The sequence below is a fragment of the Croceitalea sp. MTPC6 genome, assembly GCF_036985525.1.
Taxonomy (GTDB): domain Bacteria; phylum Bacteroidota; class Bacteroidia; order Flavobacteriales; family Flavobacteriaceae; genus Croceitalea.
Map to the genome: position 1 here is coordinate 129,112 of NZ_BTGR01000006.1, position 22,263 is coordinate 151,374.

The window sequence follows — 22,263 nt, forward strand, 5'->3', positions numbered from 1 at the left end:
TTTATCTTGCCGCCGCACAATTAATTTTGAAAATTCTTGTTTAAAAGATATAATCCTCATTAATATATTTGTACTAATCCAAGGCACATCAAATGAAATCAAATGTTTTCGTTTTTCTTGCACTCCCAATGCTGCTATTTCTTTCATGTAATAATGATGATGACAGCGTAGCGGAGTCGGATAGGAGCCAAGCTTTGTTGGGCCAATGGGAGTACGAGGCCATTGATTCCAATACTGCCGTTGATATTAATGGGGACGGTACGGTCAACGTTGACTTGTTCAACACCAACGAAATACGTCAATGTCTAAAAGATAATTTAACTTTTTTCAGCTCTCGGGGGCCTGGAGAAAAAAATGCTTTTTCTATTAATGAAAACGGACTATCTTGTGGGGAAGTACCCGCATTTCAAAATGTCGAAGATGATAGGTACGAGCTCATAAACAATGAGATTATACGATTTGATAATCGTAGCGATTGGATTATCGTAGAGTTTTCCAACGACCAATTGGTTGTTGACGAAGAGGATTTTTTGGACGGTCAAGATGTCGTTATTACCTATACTTTTAAAAGAAGCTAGTTTTAATTGCCTTTAGTCAGTAGTATTGAAAGCGCCCATGATGCTTAAACTCTGACCACTCTTCCTGTAACTCTTTCACTCCATTGGCCATTCGTATCCCTGACCCTTACCTCGAAATCCTGATCAAGATATTTCAAGCGGCTTTCACGGGGTTCCTCTTCCAGCATGAAATACCTATCCACTCCACTGCCCGTGGCTTCGTTGTAATTGAATAAGCGAGTATCCCATCGGTTGGAACTCCTGTTGAATATCCTGATTTCTACCTGATCCAACGTCGCACCGCCATAAGCCTCCGAACACCCAATATCAAAACAGGTATAAATCCTGACTTGATAATCGCAACCGTTCAATCCCCCACAACTGACATTGTACTTTTCCCCTTTGACCAACGCCACAGGTTTTCTTATGGTGTCCACAAATGTGCTTTCGATTTGGGATTGCCCCGTTGAATTCTCCACTTCAAAATCAATGGTAAACGTATCTTGGCTATCGGGATAGAAGGTAAGGTTAGTACTTCCATAATTCAATGGAATCGTTTGCCCCTCATCATATCTATTTCCACCATAAAGGAAATAACCGACGCGGTTTCCACTAAAGGAGAATGTCATTTGATAGGTTACATCCGGGTCATGTGTGCCAATGGCGTTGGTAATGACCGCAATGTTAAAAGGTTCCCCCTCCAAACGTTCTCCGGGGGCCTGACTAATGGTCAATTCGAATGGTTCCTCATATACCGTATAGTTTATATTGACGCTGGCCGTTTTCTCAACATCCGATGAAGAGCGCACTGTGAAAGTGATGTTGTGGTTGCCCTCGGTCGTTCCAGTATACTTTCCCGAAAATGCCCCCACAAGTACGTCAAAACTTTCACCGGCGGAGTAGCTAGTACCTCCGTATTCAAAAGAACCATTGTTACCACTTGCTGAAAAATACATCTCGTAGGTATCCCCGCCGATTCCGATTTCGGAAATATTGAAGTTGATATCCACCTGTTCCCCGGTATAGGCCTGCTGCAATGTGCCTGATGCAGTAAAGGTATAATCTTTGGCCGCCACGTTTACCGTAATATCCACTGTTTTCTCCAACCCTGTATCGTTTCGAACGGTGAAAGCCAATCGAACCGTGCTCTCATTGGTTCCCTCAAGCGTCCAATTAAAGTTTCCAGTATTGACATCGTAACTGTTACCTGGGCTTACCTCGATACCGTTGTTATCCCTGATGAGTGCATTCCCGTTCATACTGAAACGCATGGTGTAATCCGAAGACCCCACACTTTCGGAAATATTGAAATTAAGGCCAGTAGTTTCCCCTACAGTTATATCCGATTTTTGGGTTCCCGCCGTAAAGGTAAAATCCACTTGGTCGTAGGTTATAGTAGTATTGGCCGTTCGAGTAACATCCGAACCGGATTCCACGCTTAGAATGATATTGTGCTGGCCAGGTTCCAGTCCTGTATATGTGAGATTATTGACTCCTGCACCCAATGGGAACTCTTCCCCTGGACCGTAGGCCACACCATTGACCGACATCGAACCGTTCTGGCTTGATGAAAAGAAGGCCGAGTAGCTATCGTTCGCTCCCTCGGGTACTTCATCAATATCCACAATAATCCCAACCGGAATATTGGAAAATTCCGTTGCTTTTGATGGTGTCATGCTTACCGTAAAATCATTATTCCCCACGACGACCGTAACTTTTTCTTCTAAAATCTGTCCATTACTATCCCGAAGTAAAAAGGTAATTTCATAAGTCCCGGCCTCTTGTGCAATAAAATCATATGCAAAACTTCCAGGTCTTACCGTAAAATATTGGCTCGGCACAATCGGGGAATTCCCATTGTAAAGCTGGGCCTCACCACCCGATATAAAATAATTCAGTTCATAAGCTACTCCGCTATAATCACCTTTTTCAATGAGGCTCAATGAAATAGTTCCGCGTTGCCCAACCAACACCTCATTACTATTGGCGGAGGCATTAAATTCCAGTTCTAGCTGTTTCGCCTCCAAATCGATTTCAACAGGTCCGACTTCCTGCCCATAATTGTCCGTAACGAAAAAGTTGATTCGATGCGGGCCCAAAGTTTCCGGAGTATAGAACAATGGAAAATTGCCCAATTCCACGGGATAGTCCGTATTGTTGCGGATTATATCGCCATTGATTCCCGTAACCGTTCCGTTTCCTTCCTCCGGATCGTAGGTCAGGAAATAGTCGATGTTGGACGTTTTACCGTTCGATTTGATGTTGAAGTTAAGCTGTGTTCGCTGGTTCACGAACACTTGGTTGCTTTCCGAGTTTCCACTAAACGTAAAGGGGATATTGGCAACTTCGATTTCGACACTGTCGCGTTTCATCTGGCCATTGCTATCGCGGAGGTCGAAATAGATTTTACGCTGTCCCAATTCATCGTCCTCGAAAGTGAAGTTGTAATTGCCCGGCCCGATGGCACGAAAGGTTCCTGGATCCATAACCCCTCCATTTTGGTCCCGTACAGTTCCCGCACCTTGACTATCGGACGAAAAAGAGTGGCTTATGTCATAAGTTACTTCGCTTTCCTCGTCTTGAGTTTGCAAGTCAATATTGATGGCCAAATTGGTTTCTAGCTCAACCTGCGAGGAAGCCGCCGTAGCCCTAAAGGTAAAGTTGATATTTCCTACCACCAATAGCAGTTCATTGGTCAATGTGGCCCCATCAGGGGCCTTGGCAGTCATTGTCAACTTATGTTCACCCAAGGTTTCTGGTTGGTAGCTAAATTCCGTTACGCCCTTTGGCAGCATAAACGGAGTTCCGGCATCATAGGTGTTTTCGCCTAAAAAGAGTTTGCCGGAACCATCCTCCAATTGATAGGTGATTTCGAAATCCTGATCGGTCTCTTTGCCGGGATCGAAAGTCTCCCTATCACGTAACAGCGTTACGTTAATTGGATTTCGGCTATTGATGATGAAATCGTCGGTACCTTTGGTCAATAGAAAACTAAAGCTAGCGTGTCTGACTCTGTAGGTCAGCTCCAACTCTTTTTGTATTTTGTTCGAATCCCAGGCCAATACCTTGACCCTGTGCATACCCGTATCGATGGGCATGTAGCGGTAGGATGGGTCAAAATCCTTTACCGGTATCGTATCGGTCTCGCGAATGGTATCATTTTCAGTCCCAAGGTAATAGCCTCTTCCATTGAGGATATCATATTTCATAAAATAGGAAACCGTGGAGACCATCCGCTCGGGCTCCAAGCTGAAATCAGTTTTAACGGCTTCGAACACAAAACCGTTTTCCTCATTGGTGCCATCAAAGTTGAAATCAAAGGAATCCTGTACTATTCCTTCAAAATCTTTGCTACATGCCAATATAAAAATCATGCATAGCATACCTATGGCGACTATACGTTGTGGGGTACTGAATTTCATAACGTCGTCTTTTTAAAACAAAAAATACCGCAGACCGACACCGGCATACGGGTAAAAATTTCCCACGTCCGAATTGACGTGGTAGTATTCGTTCGCCTTGACCAATATGGAAAAATCGTTACTGATGCCTACTTCCAATTCTGCACCGAGATATAGACCGTATATAAATTGGCTTTTGCCGTTGATGAGGGCACCACTGGGAAGTTCATTGCTCCCGTTGTTAATGACCTCATATCCGAACAGTCCGCCCCCACCTAGGAAGAGGCTAAAATTTTTCCGCTGAGGGGCGATGAATACGCGATAGTACAGTCCGGGCTGTATAGTAAAGATGTTGTAAGGAATATTTTGGTCACCTTTGTCCTCCGCAATTGCGGCCAAAACACTTATCTGAAAATATCGATAGCGATCGGGATGAAAATTGAACGTTCCCATAATACCGTAGCCATCCTCGACATATCCGCCGCTCACGCCGACCGAAGAGGCAAGGTTGCCCCGCATTTGGCCAAAGATGGATGAGGCCACCAGACAAAATAAAATCGTAACAAAAAATCCTGTTCTCTTCATGATTTAAAGCCTAAAGGATTGTTAATGACAGAATGGTCTATGTCCAAAGACAAGTTTCGATTGCCCTTTTCTTCGTCCAGTTCCACCGTAAGAACTTTTTGCCGATCAAGGGTAAACTTATCGAAGACCACCATGAAATAGTTCTCTGAATTCCCCTCGACCTTTTTGGGAACCTTGTACCGGAACAAAGGTTTTTGTGCTTTCTTAATATTACTTGAACTGTTTTTGTATTTCGTAGCGATGCTGAATTTTATAAAATTGACGTCATAGTCGATATGCTCCTTGTTCTCCAATCGGAACTGCAGGTAAATTTCATCGTTTTCGTAGTACACGTTCTCCAGCCAAAGAAATACGTTATCGAATTTGGACAGATAGCGAATTATTTTGCCCTTGTTGAACTGATTGTAATAACATCGCCGACGTATGTATTCCATTCGGTCCAAGACATACAGTTCCCGGGTAAGCGGTAAAGGCTCACCTTCGGTCTCCCCGGTCTTAACGCTCAATTTTTCCTGGAAAGTCTCGGTAGGAACCTCGGTTTGCTCCATATCCAGTTGTCGTGAAACGTTGGATTTGTCTATTTCGTGATTCCCTCGCTTTTTGGAAAGCTCGTCAAGGTTATCCGCCATGGCGGTGGTTATGGTCCATCGCTTCTTGGAGGGGATGTCCACCAATTTCAGGATAAAATCATAGGCTAGGCCATCACGGGTATAGATTGTATAGTTTGTAAAGTCTGTTATATCGGGTGCCACATCGTTATAGATCAGCAATGCGATATTCCTGACCGTCCCGGAACCAATTTTTGCCGGAAAGGATTCTATGAAATTGAGCTCTTTCCCGTTAATGGAAAAATCATATGGAGCGGGCAGGACCAATATCGTCTTATAGTCCCTTGAGACCGGAATAGTGTCCAGCTGTGCCATTGCCGACAACGAACCGAATAACCAAATAATTGTCAATAGGGATTTCATCTTCATTGCATTACCAATAACAGTTCATAATCATCGATCAATAAAATCTTATCTTTCTCCTTTAACCTTTTTTTTCGCAGGAACGTTCCCAAACCCCTAGTAATACCTTTCAGGACATCCGGTGCCCCGCTCGTGATTTCGTCAGCGGCTTCCTGTAGGGCATCGCCTGCCGTCTCGGCCTTGTACTCCCTCCAGAGCTCTCCGGCCCTCTTGTTATATATGCCTTCCCGACCGTCGTTAAAATCCCTGACGGAGATATCGACCGGGTAATGTTCGATATTGTCTATGTCCAAATAGACCCTGTTTCCCTGTATCGAAGCCAAGGCATGGATAAACGTATTCTTGGGAAATCGTTTTTTGTGTAGAACCATGTCCTCCATGAGCAGCAGCCGTACATTCTCATTGGGCAAAATGAACTGGTCGCCATATACCGTTGCCCTAAAGAAAGTCGGCTTTCCGTTTTCGGGCACCTCCTCTTGCTCTTGCTCAGGATGGGGAATTTGCCCCGAGGATTCCCCGATTATTTTCTTTTTTCCCTCCAATAGCTTTTCACGATAGGCCAAGCGATTCTCCACAAATTTTTGCTTTTGTTCCTCCACGGTCATCATAGTCTTCTTTTCCCTTTCCACTGTTTTATTACTATCTGAAATTTCGGCCTGTGGAACATCCTGCTGGTCCGATTCTAAGGATAGTCCTTCCAATCGTTTCAGGATCCTTTGGAGCGAATCGTTTTCTGAATCGTTCATCCGGGCAACGTCCGGTAAAGCCGAGGATTTCTCCACCTTTTTCTTTGCCAAAGAATCCGTAATTTTCAAAGGTGTATCGGTAGCACTGGATTCCAAGGTCGGGACTTTGCCGGGCAACTCCGGATTAAAGCCATTCGACACATCGGTCTCGGAGTTAGGCCTTAATTGGAAATCCTTGACGTTCTCAATAACAAAGAAACTGGTGAGTATCAGGATCAGGGGTAGGGCAATGGCAAAGTTTCGGTGCCTGACGACCCAGCGTTTCAAACGTTTTATGTTGTCCCCTAATTTCATGTCCCTAGTGTTTGATGTCCGAATTGTCCACGACCTCAAAATCCAAAATCTTGATTCCGTTCAGGTTATTCAAGGTGATTCCCGTTTTTTTCAGGTATCCCTTGGTGACCAGTTTCCTATACGTTGTGGTTTTGCCTTTTTCTATGGCCTGTTTACCGTAGAAGTTGAACGGAAACGGATAGGTTGCATAGTCGATTTGAATCGAATCAAGTTCGACAAAGTAGTTATAGTCCCGCATTGCCACATCATGGAAGTACTTTTTTTCGACCAAACGGGCATATAAGCGGTTGCCTGACCCATCCACCATGAACAAGGCCTTTCCCTCGATATTCTTTCTTATTAGGTCCAACTCGGGTTCCAGAGCGAAAAAAAGTTCATGAAAATTGATAATATGTCCCTCACAAAGAATTTCGAGATTTTGCTTGATATCCCTGATGGGAGCTATTGGTAGGCGTTGCCCTCCGTATAGTAGATAAGCGTTATTGTTGGCCCGCTCGTTTGCCGCCGTTACATAATAGCTTGCAATGGCAAAGATTACGGCCACCAACACCAAACACCCATAAACCAGCCGCTTGTTGTGCCTTCGGCCTCTGTCTATATCGTTAAAAATCATATACCTATCCTTCATAAGCGAATCTTTATTATTGGATGAGTGTCCTCGCAGCTTTTGTGGCCCCGCCACTCTTCGCGTCGATGACCGTTTGTATCGCTTTTTTTCCGTAGTGCTTGGGCTTCGAGACGATGCCACCGCCCGAAATGTTGAGCCCTTGGACTACAAAATTGGCCAACGTCGGGGCCTTGATGTAAAAGAAGGAGGTCATCAAGATCAAGAGAGATGAACTCAGGATCAATCCAAGGTCATAGGCACTTTTACGGAGCAAATGATCCACCAGCGCATCCACAAGATTGACCATGAACATATCGACTACATATAACATGGGAAGCCATAGGCACAGGCTCATGAACTTTTGCAACCACGCTTTCCATAGGCCCGAAATGGCTGGAATGAACGAAAGCCCTATGTTAATAGGTCCAAAAATGATAAGAATGAAAAGGTAGATGGTGGCCAAAGCCTTGATACCAACGAAAATCAGTGTAGAAACGATATGGGCAAACGCCGTTATGGAACCCGCCAAACCGGTAAGGGCAAAGGACTGCAACGCATCAATATCCATGCTGAACAAGTTCCATTCCACAACGTTATTGGCCGCCACATCGATTTGGGCCAAGGCCACCTTCTGCCCGATGGTGTCCCAGTTCTTTTGCGTACTGACAAAGGAAGAGCCCAAGTTGTTGTAAAATTCAAAGATGGCATGCGCGAACTCGGAGTAGTTATAGAGGATGAACATCAAAGGAAACCACTTCAGGGCCTTGAACACATCGGCCCTGTCGTTACCCACAAAATGCATGATGGCGAAGATGCCCAGCCCGATTTTTGCCATTTGGAAGCCTATACCCAAGGTAGGGGCCAAATTGGTAAAAGCATCGTCGATATACTGATTGAATATCGTGTTCACCGTTTCTCTAAAACCTGTATCCGATTGCATAATGTATATCAATTGGTTTTAATCAGTGAATAGACCGCTTTGCGGTGTTCATTTTTTTGTAAGAGGGACGTATTGACCTTTATTATGGCTTCTAAAATAGTGTCCATATTGTCTAAGATGGACCGTAATGCCGAAAGCCTATCGGCCGATTCGATGATTTCGCCAGTGGTGGCAATCTGGGATCCTTGGGATACCAAGGAAGAAACCTGTAACAGGGCATCGGCCAAAATCTTGGTAGCCCTTTCCTTTTCCACTTTTTCTAGATTGGAAAAGGAGCGCAGGTTTTTCTGTGTGCCCTTATAGGCTTCCACGATCTTGTCCTTTAGGGCGTACAGTTCGTTCATTTCAGGACTTCCCATGACATAACTGGCCGGAGTTCTTTTTGCGGTAAGGTCTTGGCTTAGGATTTTTGAAGCGCTGGAATTGGCGGTAACATTTCGCTCCATCTGTGCCAAAAGCTTCCCCATGGTCGAGTTCAAGGTGACCAGTTGCGAATTGAGCGTGGCCACATTTTGATTGAGCAGTACCAGTTGGGCATTGGCCGCTACATCGGTCACGGGTATTTGGGCGGTTCCAAAATGGGTTATCAGCCCTATCAAAATAGTAAGACATACAATTCTTGGTTTTACATACATCATCATTTTCTATATTTTGGGTTAAGGTCACTGCCGTTCAAATTCTCTGAACCGGATTCCGCCAGTTCGGTTTGCAGCTGTTTATAGGCGTTGGCCGTTCTTTCCCAAACATGGCCATGTTTCTTATGTAGTCGGGTGATCTTTGCTTTTTCGTTGGGATTGGTTTCAAAAAGACATTTCGTTGGCAAGGAGGTCTCCAATCCGAATACCTTGACACGGTCTTTCCAACAAATGGCCATTTCCCGCAATTTCCGACCGATAGGCAAATCTTTGTTATTGGATAGGATCAGTTGCTTCTGCTTTTCGTTCAGTCCCAATACTTGCTGGATTTCCTCAAAGGAGTTGCCAAATTCACCAAGATCGAGCAAGACCTTGATATGGCTGTTTACCACGATGGTTTTGCCGATATATTTTGATTTGACAAAATCGCTTACTTTTTGGGAGATAAAAATGGGCTGACCCCCAAATTTCCGTGCCATTCGTGACTGTGCGTCGAAATAACTGGCCATTATCGGATTGTCGAAAAGGTCCCACGCTTCGTCGACGTTCAGTATTTTGTTCAGGGATAGTTTTTTGGGATCCTTCAACTTTTTATCGAAAACATCGATCATCAAAAAAGCCAGAATCGGGAAAAGCTGCTCGTTGTTGATCAGGTTCCCCAACTTGAAGTATACCAGACGTTCATGGCTCAGTCTGGATATCCTTGAATCCCTGCTGTTCAGCAAATATCCCCTAGGTCCGTCATGGGCATATTTTCCCAAGAGCAATAGAAATACATAGGGGTCGAAGACTTCCTTTCGGATACCCTTGGCATCCATAAGTGGGCCCAAGCATTTGCTGGTATGGTCGTAAAACGTATTGAAAGAGTATTCGGGATGGCTTTTTCCAAGTTGTTCCCGATAATACCCTTGAACAAGCAGTTCAATGATGGTCTTGGTCACGGCATCATCATGACCGTCTTCCTTACCGTTTCCTTGCTGTCCCAGCAAAAGATGGACCAGTGCGATGAGTTGGGTCAATTTGTGTTCGGTAAGTACCTTTTCACCACCTTTGTCAACGGAATCCACCGAATCCAGCACAAAGGGGTTGAATGTAAAGGGATTTTGATCATCGTTCTCAATAACGACCCCATCCAAATAGTCCAACAGTTTGTCATAGGAGTTCCCATTCTCAAGAATAAGGATCTCGGCTCCCTCGCGATACTCGGAGAATAAATAGGCATTGGCGTAAAAGGTTTTTCCGCCTCCAGATCCCGAAGCGATGAGCATGCCCCGGTTAAAAATCCAATCCTTTGCTTCAGGTTCCCTGTAAAGGCTCACCAATAAAGGTTTGCCAGTGGCCCTATCGACCATACGCAATCCGTGTGGGCCGTGCAACCGGTTTTTATAGCCCCCTTCAAAATACCAAAGACTGGCCGCCATGTCGGAGGAAAAGGGGCTATAGAGTTCCGAGCTCAATCCGATACCGTTGCCAAGGATACCCCCGAAAAATAGATTCTTTCTATCCACCGTATTTTCCTTCGCACGGACGCCCAGTTTCCTAAAAGCCGACCTAACGATATTGCACATCGACCTGAAGGACTTCTTTGTACCGGAAAGGCCCAGAACGTTCAAGTGGTAATAGACCAACTCCTTATGCTCGTTTAGTGTATGTTGTTGGAAATCATAAATTTGGTCGCGGTAGGTACTGTTCTTGTCCCCCTTTTTGTTCCTTGCATATTTGTTCAGGCGTTTCGCCTTGGACCTCAATTTGGCCATGGCCTTCTCTTTTTCCGGTATATAAATATACTGGTTGATAATATGTTCTTGGGGAATCTTGAAACCAAGGGAAAACAGGTTCCCGATGGGGAAGAGGTTGTCCCCGGTGCTGTATTTTCCAAAATACTCGTGAAAGGCCATATCCTCTTTGGAGAACTGGTCCAGATTTTCCAGAGTGAAAAACTGCCCCTGTTTGTCGCCGACCCTAAGACCGTTATCGGAAAAATCAATATCCTTGCCCATGCCTTCCCCGTAGCCCGTTTCCAAATAGCTATCGTAATAGCCCGCCCCTCCGAACAGTTCCTCGAAATCAAGGATTTTCGAAGTCATCAGGCCCGAATCGTTGATAAGGTCGTTTACGGCCCCGACCCTGGCCTCGAAATCTGCCATAACGCCTTCATCGAGGTATTCTTTGGGAACGTGGTTCTGGCCATAGAACCTACGTTCCTTTTTCAAAAAGGAATTGGCCCCTAGCGGGGTGCGGCCGATGTAGTTTTTGGGTACTTTGTGGATGGCCAAATAGCAACGATGCTCCAAGAAGGGCCGGTCCTTAAAATAAAGCTCATCCTCTGTCTCAAAAAAATCCCGCTCCAACCTCTGCCTGTCCATGGAATAGTTTTCCCCAAAAAACAGGTCCTGCTTGTGCAAAAGACAATTTTCGCCGAGTATTTCCAAGATGCCGGAAACCATACGATTGAGGTTCAGGTAATCCTTACTTTCCAAAGTGTAGATTTCCGGAAGTTCTAACTGCAACGGGATGCTTAGGCAACCTCTTTCCTTGGATACCAAAATCGGGGCCTCATAACCGTAAATGGGAAAGGCGTCCAAAAGATTTATTCTTTTTTCCATAGCACTAACATTTTTTTGTTGACATGGCCTTTTACACCAACCGGTCCCTTTCTGTCAGCCCTTGACTTAATAAAACCATTTTCCCCGTACGCCTTTGAATAGAAAAGCATAAGTATGATGTATAGGGCAGCGGTACAGAAGGAAAGAAGAAGGCTCAGAAAGGTCGGGATGACCGTACTGAGGAACAGCCCCATCATCAGGGAAAGGAACGAGCCCTTAAAGGCCTGGTCCACATATTTAGCGCGAAGCCCAAAGAAGGAAACGTCCTTTTGCAGGGCCTTAGGGATTTTGACCAACTTGTTTTCCATGATTAGTTGGCCAAGTTTTCCCCAATCTCGATAAGGCCGTAGAAGATGACCAGTCCCACAATGGCATTGCCTACTTTACGGGCCATGTCTTGGTTCTGTTCCCTGATAATAAGAAAGGCCAACGCCGCAATGGCTAGAAGTACGCCTGCGGCAATCTTGATGATTCGGAAAATACTGTTCCCGATTTGTGCCGTACCCTGTTCCGCTTCGTTGACTTGATCGACCAGTTCATCGATTTGGGCAAGGCCGGCAGCATGTAAAGTGATAAGTAGGAGTAAAGTCAGGAAGACTTTAATCGGAATCTTTCGCTTCCCCCTCCGGAGGGGGTTCGGAATTTTTAATAATCTTAAATTTTTCATGTTCTGGAATTAAGGATTCATTCTGAACATCTTTATCGGACGCATTGAAAATATCCAACAGCTCAGAGCTGGTTTCATTCCCATCGACACGGTTGAGTAACTGGTCCATATCTTTATCCTTTAAAGATGTGTTTTTTACAAATATATGTGATTTTTGCATATATGAATCATTTTCCTGAACTTTTTTTTCGTTTTTTGATTTTTTAAGTGCGACAAGGACAAACAAATACCATAACAGACATAGGCTGCCGATGATGACGTATACGATATGTTCCCATTGCCAATTCAAATCTTATCAATAATTCTATTTAGTTCCCGAATGTTTTCTTGGTGGTAAAGCTCAAGGGCCTTACGCATAATATCGTTTCGGGAAACCTTTTTTTCTAATTTGTAACTGCACGCACTGGCCAGCCGTTCATAGTCATTGAAGCAGGCCTTACTCAACCTAAAGATAAATTGCTCCTTTTTGTCGGTATAGTGGTCTTGTTCCATTAACCTCTCGAATTCCACAACTTTTTCTTGTTCCCTTCGGCTCAACTTTGTCATTGTAAATTTTCCCTGTACCGTTGTCCGCGCTTTACTACCCTCAACGTTTTTATCGCTTCTTTCTTTTATATCAATGGAACTTTTTTCGGCTTCATTGATTTTTGTACTTCGTTGTTCTTTAAGTCCCTCGACTTCTTCCTTGGTATCCATATTGTCTACGATTGCCGATTCCAGCAAGTCCTTTACGTTCATTTTTTTGCCCATCTTCAATTTTTTGAAATTTTTATAACCTCTTCCATAAATCGTTTTAACCCTAGTTCGCCGTTCTCTTTTGTCGGTGGAATCGGGATCAAAGTATTCCGGTACCGCTCCCTGTATACTGTGCGTTCCATGACGACCTGTTCCATCATGGGCATACCTGCTTTTGCCAAGGTCTTCTTCACCGTATCGAATTTATTAACCTTGACCAGCTCGTAGCGGTTAAAGAAAAGGTTGACGGACCGTAATACCCGATTTTCGTTCTGGAGATAGTTTCTTTCCAGCGTTTTATAGAACACTGCCGTACTGTCGATTTCCAGTTCGTCGAGAAAAAAAGGTATAAAGATGTGCTCGACATAAAGCAGCCCCCTTACCATTTCCTCATTAAGGTTTCCGGGAAAATCGACGATGATAAAATCCACAGTAGCATAGTATCTCTTGATCAACGATTCCAAGGTTTCGACCGTTGCCCGTTCCACGGGAAATATTGGCATCTCGGTTGGGCCCATCTGCCGCAGATCGCGTTTCCGCTTTTTGTATACGGAATACTGCGGGTTGTCCATATCGATCAACACAACCTTCTTTTGGTATAGATGGTACAGATTGGTCGCCAAGATGATATTGAGGGTCGTCTTGCCACAACCGCCCTTTTCCCCGGTACATGAAATTATTTTGGTTTCCATATATATACTTTTAAAAATCATATGGTCATATGACCATATAGTCATTGCATGCTATATTGCTATATAGCATTGATTGATTATTGCATTATACATTGCTATAACGCTATATAGCAATGTACATGGTAGTTCGGGGGTATGAACGAATTGGGGAAATTGAAGCTATCAAATTAGGGAATATTCAAAACCAAGAGTGTGCTACAGTGCGGACTTAAAATCCTTCATGGCCTCGGAAACCCGTTCCTCCATCTCAAGGTATTTTTCCCGTAGCCCCTCTTGATAGACCATATTTTCTCCAAGATTACGTTTTTGTACGAACTCATTATCGGGCAACAGAATCCAGATGGGATTATAGCCCAGGCTGTAGAAGTAAAGAATGATCTTGATGGAATTGACCATGGAAGAGCCACGCTCCACATTGGCCAAAGTAGTCCGGTCCATGTTCAGACGTTCGCTCAGCTTGGTTACGGAAAACTCGCTGAACCTTTTGTCCTCCGTGTCGTCCAGTTCCACCAGTTCGAGACGTATTTCCTTTAGGCGCTCCCCAATATATCCGAGATCCTTGGAGTCCAATTTGATGATTGATTCTATATCCATTATTCAAAGTTTTCTATGGGATACGAGGAAAATTCCTCCCCAAAATCATATTCCGTTTCTTCCTGAAGTGCCGCCAAACTTTGGGAGAGGGACTCGTCCAGACCATTACCGAAATCGTCCATGAACTTTTCCACGGCCGCCTCAGAGTTGTTGATGGCCTTTGCAATCTCGCCATTTATTTTCTTTTCGTCAAATATGGCACTCTTTAACTCCTTTCCGGTAACTGCCTTGTATTCCTCTTTTACCAAGCTGTCCACTTCATTGATGATCTTGTCGAATTCTGCCTGGGCCACACGGTCCATTTCCGTCCGCACCAGAAATTCCTCCACGATATGTTCAAATAGATGGTTCCACTCAGAGTGCCCTGAATTCGATTTCAACAGCTCTAAAATAGTATCCCTGAAATCGAAAAGGCGAAGCTCCCTGACAACATCCTTGAAAATTCGCCGCTTAGTGCCGTTGGTAAATTTGTTTTTGGCCACTTCTTCCAGATGGGTGCCATAAAATTCGATGTACCCGATTTCCCTTTTAAACAGATCCACAGCATTTCTTGGAAGTTCAAGTTCCCATACGATCGTCATTTGCTCTTCGAACAAGTCCTCAAAATTTTCTGGCCTAAAATCGTTGATGACCGGCAGTTCATGCTTCATGGCCCTACGCTTTCCCTCGATGTCGGGTAGCAACTGGCCATAACATTTCTTTTCCTTGATCTGGTGTTCGAAAGTATCGGCGACCAATCCCGCGAAATATCCCGTGGACATGGACGCGATCTTGCTTCTGGGCAAGAGTTCCATCATCTGCGTGCTCAGGTTGGTGCTTACATCGGAGCTGCTCATATTCTTTGACACCCTCTCTTGGTGGATTTTTCCAAAAAGTTCGCTCAATCGTTTGGCCGTTTCGCCCTTGGCCGCACCGCAGATGATGTTGGCACAGTTGTCATAGATGACATCGGCCAGTTCCCTGCCGTAATCCAGAATAAGCTGTCCAACACTCTGCAATCCCAAAATGGTAGCGATCTTGTTTTCCCTACCGGTATCGATAATGGTCCGCAACAACATAATGAACAGGGTGGGTACCTCGTCTATGAGCAGGGCCATTTGCCGCTTGCCCGGTTTGTTCACCCGTTTGAGAATGGTATTCATATACAGGCCCAAAGGTGCGGAATAGACCTCTTTCCGTTCGGGATTATTCTGTAACGATACGATTTTGGGATATCGGGGATCGTTCACGTCCAAACTGAAATCATTGGCGGACATGACATAAAAGATTTCCTTGGTTGCAATACTCGAAAGGCTTATTTGTACCGTGCTGGTCTGGCCCGACAATTGTTCCATGGCCTCCTTTTCCAAAGCATCCCGAAAGGGAACCAATATTTGTCGTACCTCGACGTCCTTGGTCATGATTTCCATCAGGATATCGATTTTTACGGTGGTCAGAATGGCCAGATGCCCGGGGGTACAGAGATACCTTCCAGTTTCTTCCGACTTTTTTTTGAGGTACCAGATGCAGCCACCGGTATAACTGATGGCACTGCGCGAAAAATAGTCTTGTCTCTTGATCCATTCGGGATTCAGGTTTTTCATGAGAGTGGTGGCCGTATCGATGGCGTCGGATTGGTTGACCAGACCATAGGGGTCCATGGGGTTGTTCCGGTGCGTCATCCGAAGGTCGTCAAAACAGATACGGTACAGCTTCGGAAAGGGAATTTCGGAATCGTTCCCGTGTTTTTTCAGGGCCTCCTGCAAATATCCGTATGCTTTACGGGTAAGCGTATCGAACTTAAAATCGTAGATGACCATGGCAAATTTTTTGTCGATGAACTGGGCCATGATCTCTTCGATAACGGAAAAGGATTTACCGCTCCCCGGAGTACCGATGACCAACAAGGCCCTGAAAAGATTGACAAAATTGACCCATCCCGTTCGTTTCTTTCCATTGTGGGAATAAGTATAAGGGATATTGGCGGAATAGGGCGTTTCGATTCTATTACCAGTCTGCTCAAAGGTTTCCTTTGTATCGTTGAAGGGGTCTTCTTTTGCCGGGTTCATAAAGTCCAAAAACTGGAACAACCGCATCCCGTGGGTCATCAATCCCAAGTAGGCCAGTGAAAGAAGTGTCATGGATGCCCACATCCCCAGTTCGGAAACTCCGTAACACCACCATGACACAAACAGGAAGGCCAAGGAAACGAGAAAGCCCAATGTACTTTTTCTACGGTTGACCCCATCTTTCTTGACCGGCCGGTACATCATGATGCCGCCCATCAATAGCCCCAATAAAAGTAGACGGGCAACCATGCCCTGGGAAGACAGTCCGGACCGGAGTAGAAAGGCATGGATAGTGTCGAAAAATTCCTGATGCCCATGGTGGAATACGTACAGGGCATATTGCTCCCGAAATAGGATAATCGCAAAATGGAAGGCCGATAAATACATGCCCATATACCCTCTATTTTTATCTTGCATATCCCTTCCTTTTGAGTGTTTTCTTTTTCCTTTCCGGAATGGGTTTTATAACAGGCTCGCTAGGCGACAACCGGACTTTTTTTTTACCGAAATCAGTTCCTCGTTCCAGTCCTTCATCGTCGGGGATTTATCCATTTTCAGGATATCTTGTGCGAAGCATTTTGAAAGTGCCTCCACCGTTAGCTTCCAAAAAGTTCTGGAATGCTGGGCGAGCAGCACTATCCTGTTCAAGTCCAGTTCCCAAATTACCTTATCGCGATAGCAGATGGCCTTTTGTAGGCCTTTGGGCATCCCGCGGGGACAGTTGGAGATTTGTGCATTAATATAATCCGTATCCTGCTCCATCATAGCGACGGATTTGGAAAGGTAGTTCAGTTTCAAGCGCATCACGGGGCGGTTCCAGTCCGTTTCGATAAATACTTGGTTTGACTTTCGATTGAGCCAGTAGCTTAGAAGAACGAGGTCGTAGCGCAAACCCTCAATGTCGTGGTCGAAGGCCAAATGAAGCGGAAGGTCATGTGAGCGATTTACTTTATTGTGCCATTGATGGAACTGTTCAAGTTTCTTGTCGTCGATATGCCCCGATAAGGATACATAAAAGACATTTGGACGACCGTGAAGCTCATGGTAGGCCATGGCGTCAAAACCGCTCTCCACGCATACCACTTTTTCCGCTTCGATATTCGGATTCGAAACGAAAAGGTACTCATAGCGTTTGTTGAGGAACAACCGGAATTTTTTTATTTTTCCGTCCTTTCTATCCCGATAAGGCTTGTTGTAGAGCGTATAATTTTTGATGTTGCCGTCCAATCCATATTTGGGAAGGGCGATGTTGGCAATACGGCCATCATTGTCATTGATATGGAAGGCATTAAAGATTCTGCCTTTGAACGCCGCGGATTTGAGCGTATCGATATTAAGCCCACGACCTTCCGTCAAATAAATCGGTCTGGTTAGAGGTTCTATATGATAACATTTTTCCAAGCTGATGGGCTTACTGTTTTTCTTTTTTACTTTGACGGGAGATGGTTCCGGATAATCCCTTTGTATAATGCCCAAGCCCTGTTTTATGGCCACGTAAAAATTGGCGGAGCGTTTGTGGAGGTATTTAAAAAAACGTCCCTTGTCCAAAGAGTCATTGCGATTAAAATAGGTTACCGGGTTTCTTTTTGTCTGTAGGACGATGCGTTCCGCTTCCTTACCGAATTCCTGTGAGCCCGAACTTCTTTTGAGAAGTCGGTATCCATGTGCAACCAGGTAACCGGGAAAATCAACCTCGCTATTGATTTGTGCAATCAGCTGTTTATAGTGCTCCGGATTTTCGGAATAGTTTTTCATAAGGGTATGGGAGTTGTTGACGGCACTTCACATGAATATGCGAATGCCGGATACCTTATTTTGTGATAGTATAAATGAAAAGTAGGCCGTCCGTATCGGACGGCCTTTGATAAGTCAACCGATTAGACCTTCATGCCTCGGTTCCGTGACTTTTTTTTTACTTCGGACTTTACCTCGATCTTTTTGGCCTTTTCCAAATCGATATTTTTGGTAATAAAGGTTTCCCGACTTGGGGACCAGGACACCAAATAGGGTTTGGTGCCGTGGACCTTGCTCTTGATCTCCATTTCGAGCTCTTGGCCCTTGTTCAGGGCATCCGCCTGTTTTGCCGTCAAGGTTCTTCCGTAAAAATAGGTGTTCGTGGAAAGTGCGGGCTTCGTGCGGATATCCTGTACTTTCGGCTCGTAATAGGCCAGTTTTTGAAACACCTCACCATCGTTGGTGCTTCCCTGAAAGAGGACGAACTCTTTTTTGTCGACCATGCGTTTGAACTCATCGGTACTGAAACTATGGTTGTAGGCCCATGCCTTATCCAGCGTCACATCTTCGTTTCTTCGGTACTGGACATCCAATCGGGAACCCAGATTCCTGTCATATACCATCTGGATCATCTTGGCACTTTCCTTGAGCTCGCCATCCGAAACATAGGTGCCTTCATAAAAATGTTCTTTCCCCTCGGTCAGATTGTCGCGTACACTAGGGGAGAGTTTTTCATAACTGATGTACTGCCCCTTCAACTGTTCTTCGAGGTCTTTATAAGCGAATTTCTGATCCATAGATTTAACGGGTTCAAAATACTTCTTGTTTTTTGGCACGTTGAACGACTGCCCGTCATTGGTCATAACGGATGCCTTTCCGTCCTGTTCTCCGGTAACGGTGGCCCTCTGCCACCTTTGGTTCACTTTTACGAAAACCTTTTCTGCTTGTTTTTCCATTTTTCAAGTTTTAATTAAGGATTAATAAACAATTGTTAACTTTGTAATTCTGGATATGACATTTCCATTTTTCATGTCCGGAATTAAGGATTGAAGGGGGCGGGAGCGCCCCCTTTATTTATACGGCCATCCTAAAGGCCTTTAATTTTTCGGTTCCTCCATAGGCTCCTTCCTTTTCGAACTCCAACGCCCAATTGGCATGTACGGGCTTTACGATTTCTACGGTCTTGTCCATATAGTTTCGATAATAGCTCCAAAGAAAATAGCGAAGTGCGTTCACCTCAAAGGGAATACGACATCGTACCCATTGTTTTTCCTTGGTCAGTACGATGCTCTTTCGGTTCAGAAGACTTTGGTCCGAGACCTTATTGTGTTTTAAATATTCCTTTGTTAGGCTGCTGTTGTATTTTAATACTTCGTTGTGCAGCTTCGCCAACGGCTTCTGGTCTTCCGGGTCGAACCGGACGGCCAAATGATCCTTTCCCACCCTGAACAGAAAGCGGGAATCGTTGATAAAGGAAATAAGCATCAGGTCATGTATATAGCCTTCTATTTTGGATGATCCGGTAAAACTGAGCACCATTTTTTTAAGTTTGGTACGTTTTAATATTTGCACCAGTAATTTCGAGGTCTCGTAATTGATGTCGGAAATTGTGAGATAGACCACATCCTCCAATTTGAACCTTCGATGAAAGGCCATGGCCTCCATGGGGTTAAGGAGTACTACCAAATGCTTTATCATATCGGGTACCTTGCTGAACCAGACCGATGCGGAAATATCGCTCTCCGCAACAAGGGATAGCTTTCCATCCTTCTCGGTTCCATATCCGGTTAGGGTGTTGGCCAAATTACGGTAGGGGAAATACAATCGGCCTTCCCGATTTTCGTAAATACGGTCCTCGAAAATGTCGGAACCCGTACCCTCCAGTTTTATTGGACTTAGGGCAAGTTCCTCGGCGAATGTTTCAAAATGGTTGAAATCATTGTCAACCGGTTCAAGGGGATTCTTTGAGCGGTCATTTAGAAATAGTTCCGGCTTTTTTTCAAGTTCGGTATAGAAATCTTCGATTTTGGTCCACAGCCCTATTTTTCCCTGCGCATCGGTTCGGGAAAGCCGCTCCAATATGAAGTCGAAGGAGGTAAGCTTTGTTTTTGGCGCGTCGGGTTTATAGTATCGATACCCTGATTCGGTATGGATAACGACATAACGCTCCTTTCCCAATTTATAGCAGATAAACCTATCCGTTTTTCGCTGGACTTCAAGTCCGAAATAATTCATTAAGGCCGACAGGTTTAGCACCGCATCAAATTTTCGCCATCTGTTATTCATATTTGTAAAAATTACATATATTTGTAATAATTACCACAAATATAAATAATTTTTTGAACTATCAAAATTTTATTTAAGACAGCTTGCAACAATTGATTATGAGTGCATGGAAGAACATTAAGAAAGCCTCTATAGGTTGGATAAAGGGATACGCCAAAAAGGTGGGCGGCGTGACCAATTCCGAGGATAGTAATCATTTTACCCCGCAAAACAGTAGCTATTGGATTTTTGTCGGGCTGTTCTTTCTTTGCTTCGCCACCAATCGATTTTTTTATAATGACACCAATAGTACCGAGGGTTTGGGTAACCTTACTGGTCATATAGCAGAACCTATGACCGAAGCGGTAAAGAAGGATTTGGTTTACCAAAGGCTCACCGACCTATTGTACCAGATAGAAAATTTCGGACAAATGAATCGGTTGAAACCATACCTGCCCTTGCGGCCCCAAGTCCTGGACAGCGTACCCTCGGCGGTTCCCCTCTTCCGTGAGCGTTATGTGCTGTCTAGTTCCTACGGAAACCGCCACCATCCCGTACACCGTGTTACAAAAAAACACTTTGGCGTTGATTTGGCGGCAGAAAAGGGTACTCCTATTTATAGCACCGCTGCGGGGAAGGTGACCTTTATTGAAAATAACCCTAACGGACACGGCCTACACCTTGTTATTTCCCATGCCTATGGCTTCAGTACCCTTTATGGGCATATGGAATCCGTGTCGGTCGACATCGGGGAAGCGCTCGATGCCCATGATTTTATCGGAACCGTTGGAAGTACGGGAATATCCACCGGCCCCCATCTGCACTACGAGGTCATCAAGGATGGCCAAAGGGTAGATCCCGCACCTTCGTTCAACCTTAAATATGAGGTGTATTCCAATTTGAAATCCGATTGAACCGATGAAAACAAAGTTGTACCATATCAGCCATAGTTCCATCAAACTCTTTCAAAGGATTAAAAATCTGGTATCCCGATTTCTGGACCCCAATTTCGATACGTTTAAAAAATTCGAATTCAAGGCAGTTCCAACCGATCAGATGAACGACCTAAGGAAGTTGAGATATGTACGGGACTTGGAATTGGCAAAATACGGTTTTATAAATACCGCATTAAAAGAGCAATTGGCCCATTTAAAAAGCAGGGACCTATTGTTCCAAAAAGACCAAGGTATTGTTCCCGTGGGCCGTATATCCGTTCACGAAGACGAAAATAAGCTGATAAAGCTGTTATTGGGCTATAATAAGACCGAGGATAGGGCTTATATGTCCTTTTACAACGTGAACAATTGCCCGGTCTGGCATAACTATGCCACATCGCTTCTTAAGGAAACTGTCCAGCGTCTCTATCCCTCCATATCCGACCACTTATTTATGAAACACAGGTATTTCGAAAGGGACGTGGAACATTTGGATTCGGGAATCCAAAAGAAATTGCGCCGTCTTTTCAATGGTGCCTTACAAAATATCCATTCCCATAATCGGTATCTGAAAAACGGTATCCAACCGATTATGCTCCCTGTCGGCAAATTGCCGAAACTTTCCAATAGGTTGCCTATTCAATTCAAACAAGGGCCCGAGGGACTTTTCGTTCCCGTAACCATTGGGAAAAACTTTGTCGTGCTAACGCCCTATCTGAAAGTCGCCAATGAAAAAAACCGTCTTTATCTTTCGGTACAAGAGTTCCGTTCCCTGCTTGAACAAAAATCGATAAGCGTTCTTGCCGAAACGAGATACGGAGTTTCCCTTGGAATTCATGGGAACAAAATCTACCTGAAGGCTACAGATGGGGGAGCAAATACGGATTCCTTAAAGCATTGGATGTTGCTGGACGATTTTTTGGAATCAAAAAACGTCCCGAAACGATTAAAATATGAGGTTGCCAAAAATCTTGTCGAAAAAAAGGACTTTATGGTAGTGCTGGACGAAATCCCCATACGTGCGACCAAGGATATCTTACTGCTAAAAAAGCACTACGCTTCGGGAAGAACGTATTTTGCCGTCAAACAAAACGGCAAAAAACCGAAGCCTGCCGATTATAGGCCCATTACCGATTTAAGAGATAAATATCCCCAACATTACGCTGCCTATCGAGAATATGTAAACAAAGCCAATTCTTTGCAACCACTAAGGGCAAAGGAAAAAAGAGGAATTAATATATCATTTTGACA

Annotated in this window: 21 protein-coding genes; 3 read left to right on the forward strand and 18 right to left on the reverse strand. The window is 44.5% G+C overall.

All coding sequences use genetic code 11. The features are described 5' to 3' along the window. Positions 1 to 92 precede the first annotated feature (92 nt). Positions 93 to 578, forward strand: a complete 486-nt coding sequence (locus AACP56_RS12325; protein WP_314012063.1) for a hypothetical protein — start codon at positions 93 to 95, stop codon at positions 576 to 578. A gap of 44 nt (positions 579 to 622) precedes the next feature. Here the strand turns inward: AACP56_RS12325 and AACP56_RS12330 are convergent, their stop codons facing one another. The 18 genes from AACP56_RS12330 to AACP56_RS12415 all read right to left on the reverse strand — a co-directional run bounded on the left by AACP56_RS12330 (position 623) and on the right by AACP56_RS12415 (position 20,098). Next, positions 623 to 3,979, reverse strand: a complete 3,357-nt coding sequence (locus AACP56_RS12330; RefSeq protein WP_339337133.1) for a TraQ conjugal transfer family protein — start codon at positions 3,977 to 3,979, stop codon at positions 623 to 625. A gap of 12 nt (positions 3,980 to 3,991) precedes the next feature. Next, complete coding sequence (locus AACP56_RS12335) at positions 3,992 to 4,543, reverse strand: conjugal transfer protein TraO (RefSeq protein ID WP_314012059.1); 552 nt, start codon at positions 4,541 to 4,543, stop codon at positions 3,992 to 3,994. Beyond that, positions 4,540 to 5,514: a DUF4138 domain-containing protein gene (locus tag AACP56_RS12340; protein ID WP_339337132.1), complete on the reverse strand. Its 975-nt coding sequence runs from the start codon at positions 5,512 to 5,514 to the stop codon at positions 4,540 to 4,542. Before AACP56_RS12340 ends, AACP56_RS12335 begins: the two co-directional genes overlap by 4 nt. Positions 5,515 to 5,516: 2 nt before the next feature. Beyond that, positions 5,517 to 6,401, reverse strand: coding sequence for a conjugative transposon protein TraM (gene traM / locus AACP56_RS12345; RefSeq protein ID WP_339337131.1), 885 nt, complete (start codon positions 6,399 to 6,401; stop codon positions 5,517 to 5,519). 157 nt (positions 6,402 to 6,558) lie between these two features. After that, positions 6,559 to 7,182 carry a hypothetical protein gene (locus AACP56_RS12350; protein WP_314012056.1) on the reverse strand — a complete coding sequence of 208 codons (624 nt, stop codon included), beginning with the start codon at positions 7,180 to 7,182 and terminating at the stop codon, positions 6,559 to 6,561. A 13-nt stretch (positions 7,183 to 7,195) separates the two neighbouring features. Then, a complete protein-coding gene (locus AACP56_RS12355) occupies positions 7,196 to 8,101 on the reverse strand; it encodes a type IV secretion system protein (protein ID WP_314012055.1) in 906 nt (301 codons plus the stop codon). An 8-nt stretch (positions 8,102 to 8,109) separates the two neighbouring features. Then, positions 8,110 to 8,742 (reverse strand): hypothetical protein, encoded by a 633-nt coding sequence (locus AACP56_RS12360; protein WP_339337130.1) that lies wholly within the window; start codon positions 8,740 to 8,742, stop codon positions 8,110 to 8,112. Beyond that, the gene (locus tag AACP56_RS12365; RefSeq protein ID WP_339337129.1) at positions 8,739 to 11,342 is read right to left on the reverse strand and encodes a TraG family conjugative transposon ATPase; all 2,604 of its coding nucleotides are present in this window, start codon (positions 11,340 to 11,342) and stop codon (positions 8,739 to 8,741) included. The genes AACP56_RS12360 and AACP56_RS12365 overlap by 4 nt, the downstream gene beginning before the upstream one ends. Next, entirely contained in the window at positions 11,327 to 11,650 is a 324-nt protein-coding gene (locus AACP56_RS12370; RefSeq protein WP_339337128.1) for a DUF4133 domain-containing protein, read from the reverse strand. Before AACP56_RS12370 ends, AACP56_RS12365 begins: the two co-directional genes overlap by 16 nt. A 2-nt stretch (positions 11,651 to 11,652) precedes the next feature. Beyond that, positions 11,653 to 12,009, reverse strand: coding sequence for a hypothetical protein (locus tag AACP56_RS12375; RefSeq protein ID WP_339337127.1), 357 nt, complete (start codon positions 12,007 to 12,009; stop codon positions 11,653 to 11,655). Beyond that, positions 11,942 to 12,169 carry a hypothetical protein gene (locus AACP56_RS12380; RefSeq protein WP_339337126.1) on the reverse strand — a complete coding sequence of 76 codons (228 nt, stop codon included), beginning with the start codon at positions 12,167 to 12,169 and terminating at the stop codon, positions 11,942 to 11,944. The genes AACP56_RS12375 and AACP56_RS12380 overlap by 68 nt, the downstream gene beginning before the upstream one ends. A gap of 125 nt (positions 12,170 to 12,294) precedes the next feature. Further along, positions 12,295 to 12,759 carry a hypothetical protein gene (locus AACP56_RS12385; protein WP_339337125.1) on the reverse strand — a complete coding sequence of 155 codons (465 nt, stop codon included), beginning with the start codon at positions 12,757 to 12,759 and terminating at the stop codon, positions 12,295 to 12,297. 2 nt (positions 12,760 to 12,761) lie between these two features. After that, positions 12,762 to 13,436: a ParA family protein gene (locus tag AACP56_RS12390; protein WP_339337124.1), complete on the reverse strand. Its 675-nt coding sequence runs from the start codon at positions 13,434 to 13,436 to the stop codon at positions 12,762 to 12,764. 195 nt (positions 13,437 to 13,631) lie between these two features. Further along, positions 13,632 to 14,030, reverse strand: a complete 399-nt coding sequence (locus AACP56_RS12395; protein WP_339337123.1) for a hypothetical protein — start codon at positions 14,028 to 14,030, stop codon at positions 13,632 to 13,634. Further along, positions 14,030 to 16,495, reverse strand: coding sequence for a type IV secretory system conjugative DNA transfer family protein (locus AACP56_RS12400; RefSeq protein ID WP_339337122.1), 2,466 nt, complete (start codon positions 16,493 to 16,495; stop codon positions 14,030 to 14,032). The genes AACP56_RS12395 and AACP56_RS12400 overlap by 1 nt, the downstream gene beginning before the upstream one ends. Positions 16,496 to 16,540: 45 nt before the next feature. Continuing rightward, complete coding sequence (locus tag AACP56_RS12405; protein ID WP_339337121.1) at positions 16,541 to 17,833, reverse strand: hypothetical protein; 1,293 nt, start codon at positions 17,831 to 17,833, stop codon at positions 16,541 to 16,543. A 122-nt stretch (positions 17,834 to 17,955) separates the two neighbouring features. Then, the gene (locus AACP56_RS12410) at positions 17,956 to 18,768 is read right to left on the reverse strand and encodes a hypothetical protein (RefSeq protein ID WP_339337120.1); all 813 of its coding nucleotides are present in this window, start codon (positions 18,766 to 18,768) and stop codon (positions 17,956 to 17,958) included. Between the two features lie 118 nt (positions 18,769 to 18,886). Then, positions 18,887 to 20,098, reverse strand: coding sequence for a hypothetical protein (locus tag AACP56_RS12415; protein ID WP_339337119.1), 1,212 nt, complete (start codon positions 20,096 to 20,098; stop codon positions 18,887 to 18,889). Positions 20,099 to 20,196: 98 nt separating this feature from the next. Between AACP56_RS12415 and AACP56_RS12420 the strand changes: the two genes are divergently transcribed. After that, positions 20,197 to 20,991, forward strand: coding sequence for a M23 family metallopeptidase (locus AACP56_RS12420; protein WP_339337118.1), 795 nt, complete (start codon positions 20,197 to 20,199; stop codon positions 20,989 to 20,991). Between the two features lie 4 nt (positions 20,992 to 20,995). Next, positions 20,996 to 22,261 (forward strand): hypothetical protein, encoded by a 1,266-nt coding sequence (locus AACP56_RS12425; protein ID WP_314012040.1) that lies wholly within the window; start codon positions 20,996 to 20,998, stop codon positions 22,259 to 22,261. Positions 22,262 to 22,263: the final 2 nt, after the last annotated feature.

Coding starts and splice junctions, on each gene's coding strand:
- AACP56_RS12325 (WP_314012063.1), top strand. CDS start 93: ATGAAATCAAATGTTTTCGTTTTTCTTGCACTCCCAATGCTGCTATTT.
- AACP56_RS12330 (WP_339337133.1), bottom strand. CDS start 3,979: ATGAAATTCAGTACCCCACAACGTATAGTCGCCATAGGTATGCTATGC.
- AACP56_RS12335 (WP_314012059.1), bottom strand. CDS start 4,543: ATGAAGAGAACAGGATTTTTTGTTACGATTTTATTTTGTCTGGTGGCC.
- AACP56_RS12340 (WP_339337132.1), bottom strand. CDS start 5,514: ATGAAATCCCTATTGACAATTATTTGGTTATTCGGTTCGTTGTCGGCA.
- AACP56_RS12350 (WP_314012056.1), bottom strand. CDS start 7,182: ATGAAGGATAGGTATATGATTTTTAACGATATAGACAGAGGCCGAAGG.
- AACP56_RS12355 (WP_314012055.1), bottom strand. CDS start 8,101: ATGCAATCGGATACAGGTTTTAGAGAAACGGTGAACACGATATTCAAT.
- AACP56_RS12360 (WP_339337130.1), bottom strand. CDS start 8,742: ATGATGATGTATGTAAAACCAAGAATTGTATGTCTTACTATTTTGATA.
- AACP56_RS12365 (WP_339337129.1), bottom strand. CDS start 11,342: ATGGAAAAAAGAATAAATCTTTTGGACGCCTTTCCCATTTACGGTTAT.
- AACP56_RS12370 (WP_339337128.1), bottom strand. CDS start 11,650: ATGGAAAACAAGTTGGTCAAAATCCCTAAGGCCCTGCAAAAGGACGTT.
- AACP56_RS12375 (WP_339337127.1), bottom strand. CDS start 12,009: ATGAAAAATTTAAGATTATTAAAAATTCCGAACCCCCTCCGGAGGGGG.
- AACP56_RS12380 (WP_339337126.1), bottom strand. CDS start 12,169: ATGCAAAAATCACATATATTTGTAAAAAACACATCTTTAAAGGATAAA.
- AACP56_RS12385 (WP_339337125.1), bottom strand. CDS start 12,759: ATGGGCAAAAAAATGAACGTAAAGGACTTGCTGGAATCGGCAATCGTA.
- AACP56_RS12390 (WP_339337124.1), bottom strand. CDS start 13,436: ATGGAAACCAAAATAATTTCATGTACCGGGGAAAAGGGCGGTTGTGGC.
- AACP56_RS12395 (WP_339337123.1), bottom strand. CDS start 14,030: ATGGATATAGAATCAATCATCAAATTGGACTCCAAGGATCTCGGATAT.
- AACP56_RS12400 (WP_339337122.1), bottom strand. CDS start 16,495: ATGCAAGATAAAAATAGAGGGTATATGGGCATGTATTTATCGGCCTTC.
- AACP56_RS12405 (WP_339337121.1), bottom strand. CDS start 17,833: ATGAAAAACTATTCCGAAAATCCGGAGCACTATAAACAGCTGATTGCA.
- AACP56_RS12410 (WP_339337120.1), bottom strand. CDS start 18,768: ATGGAAAAACAAGCAGAAAAGGTTTTCGTAAAAGTGAACCAAAGGTGG.
- AACP56_RS12415 (WP_339337119.1), bottom strand. CDS start 20,098: ATGAATAACAGATGGCGAAAATTTGATGCGGTGCTAAACCTGTCGGCC.
- AACP56_RS12420 (WP_339337118.1), top strand. CDS start 20,197: ATGAGTGCATGGAAGAACATTAAGAAAGCCTCTATAGGTTGGATAAAG.
- AACP56_RS12425 (WP_314012040.1), top strand. CDS start 20,996: ATGAAAACAAAGTTGTACCATATCAGCCATAGTTCCATCAAACTCTTT.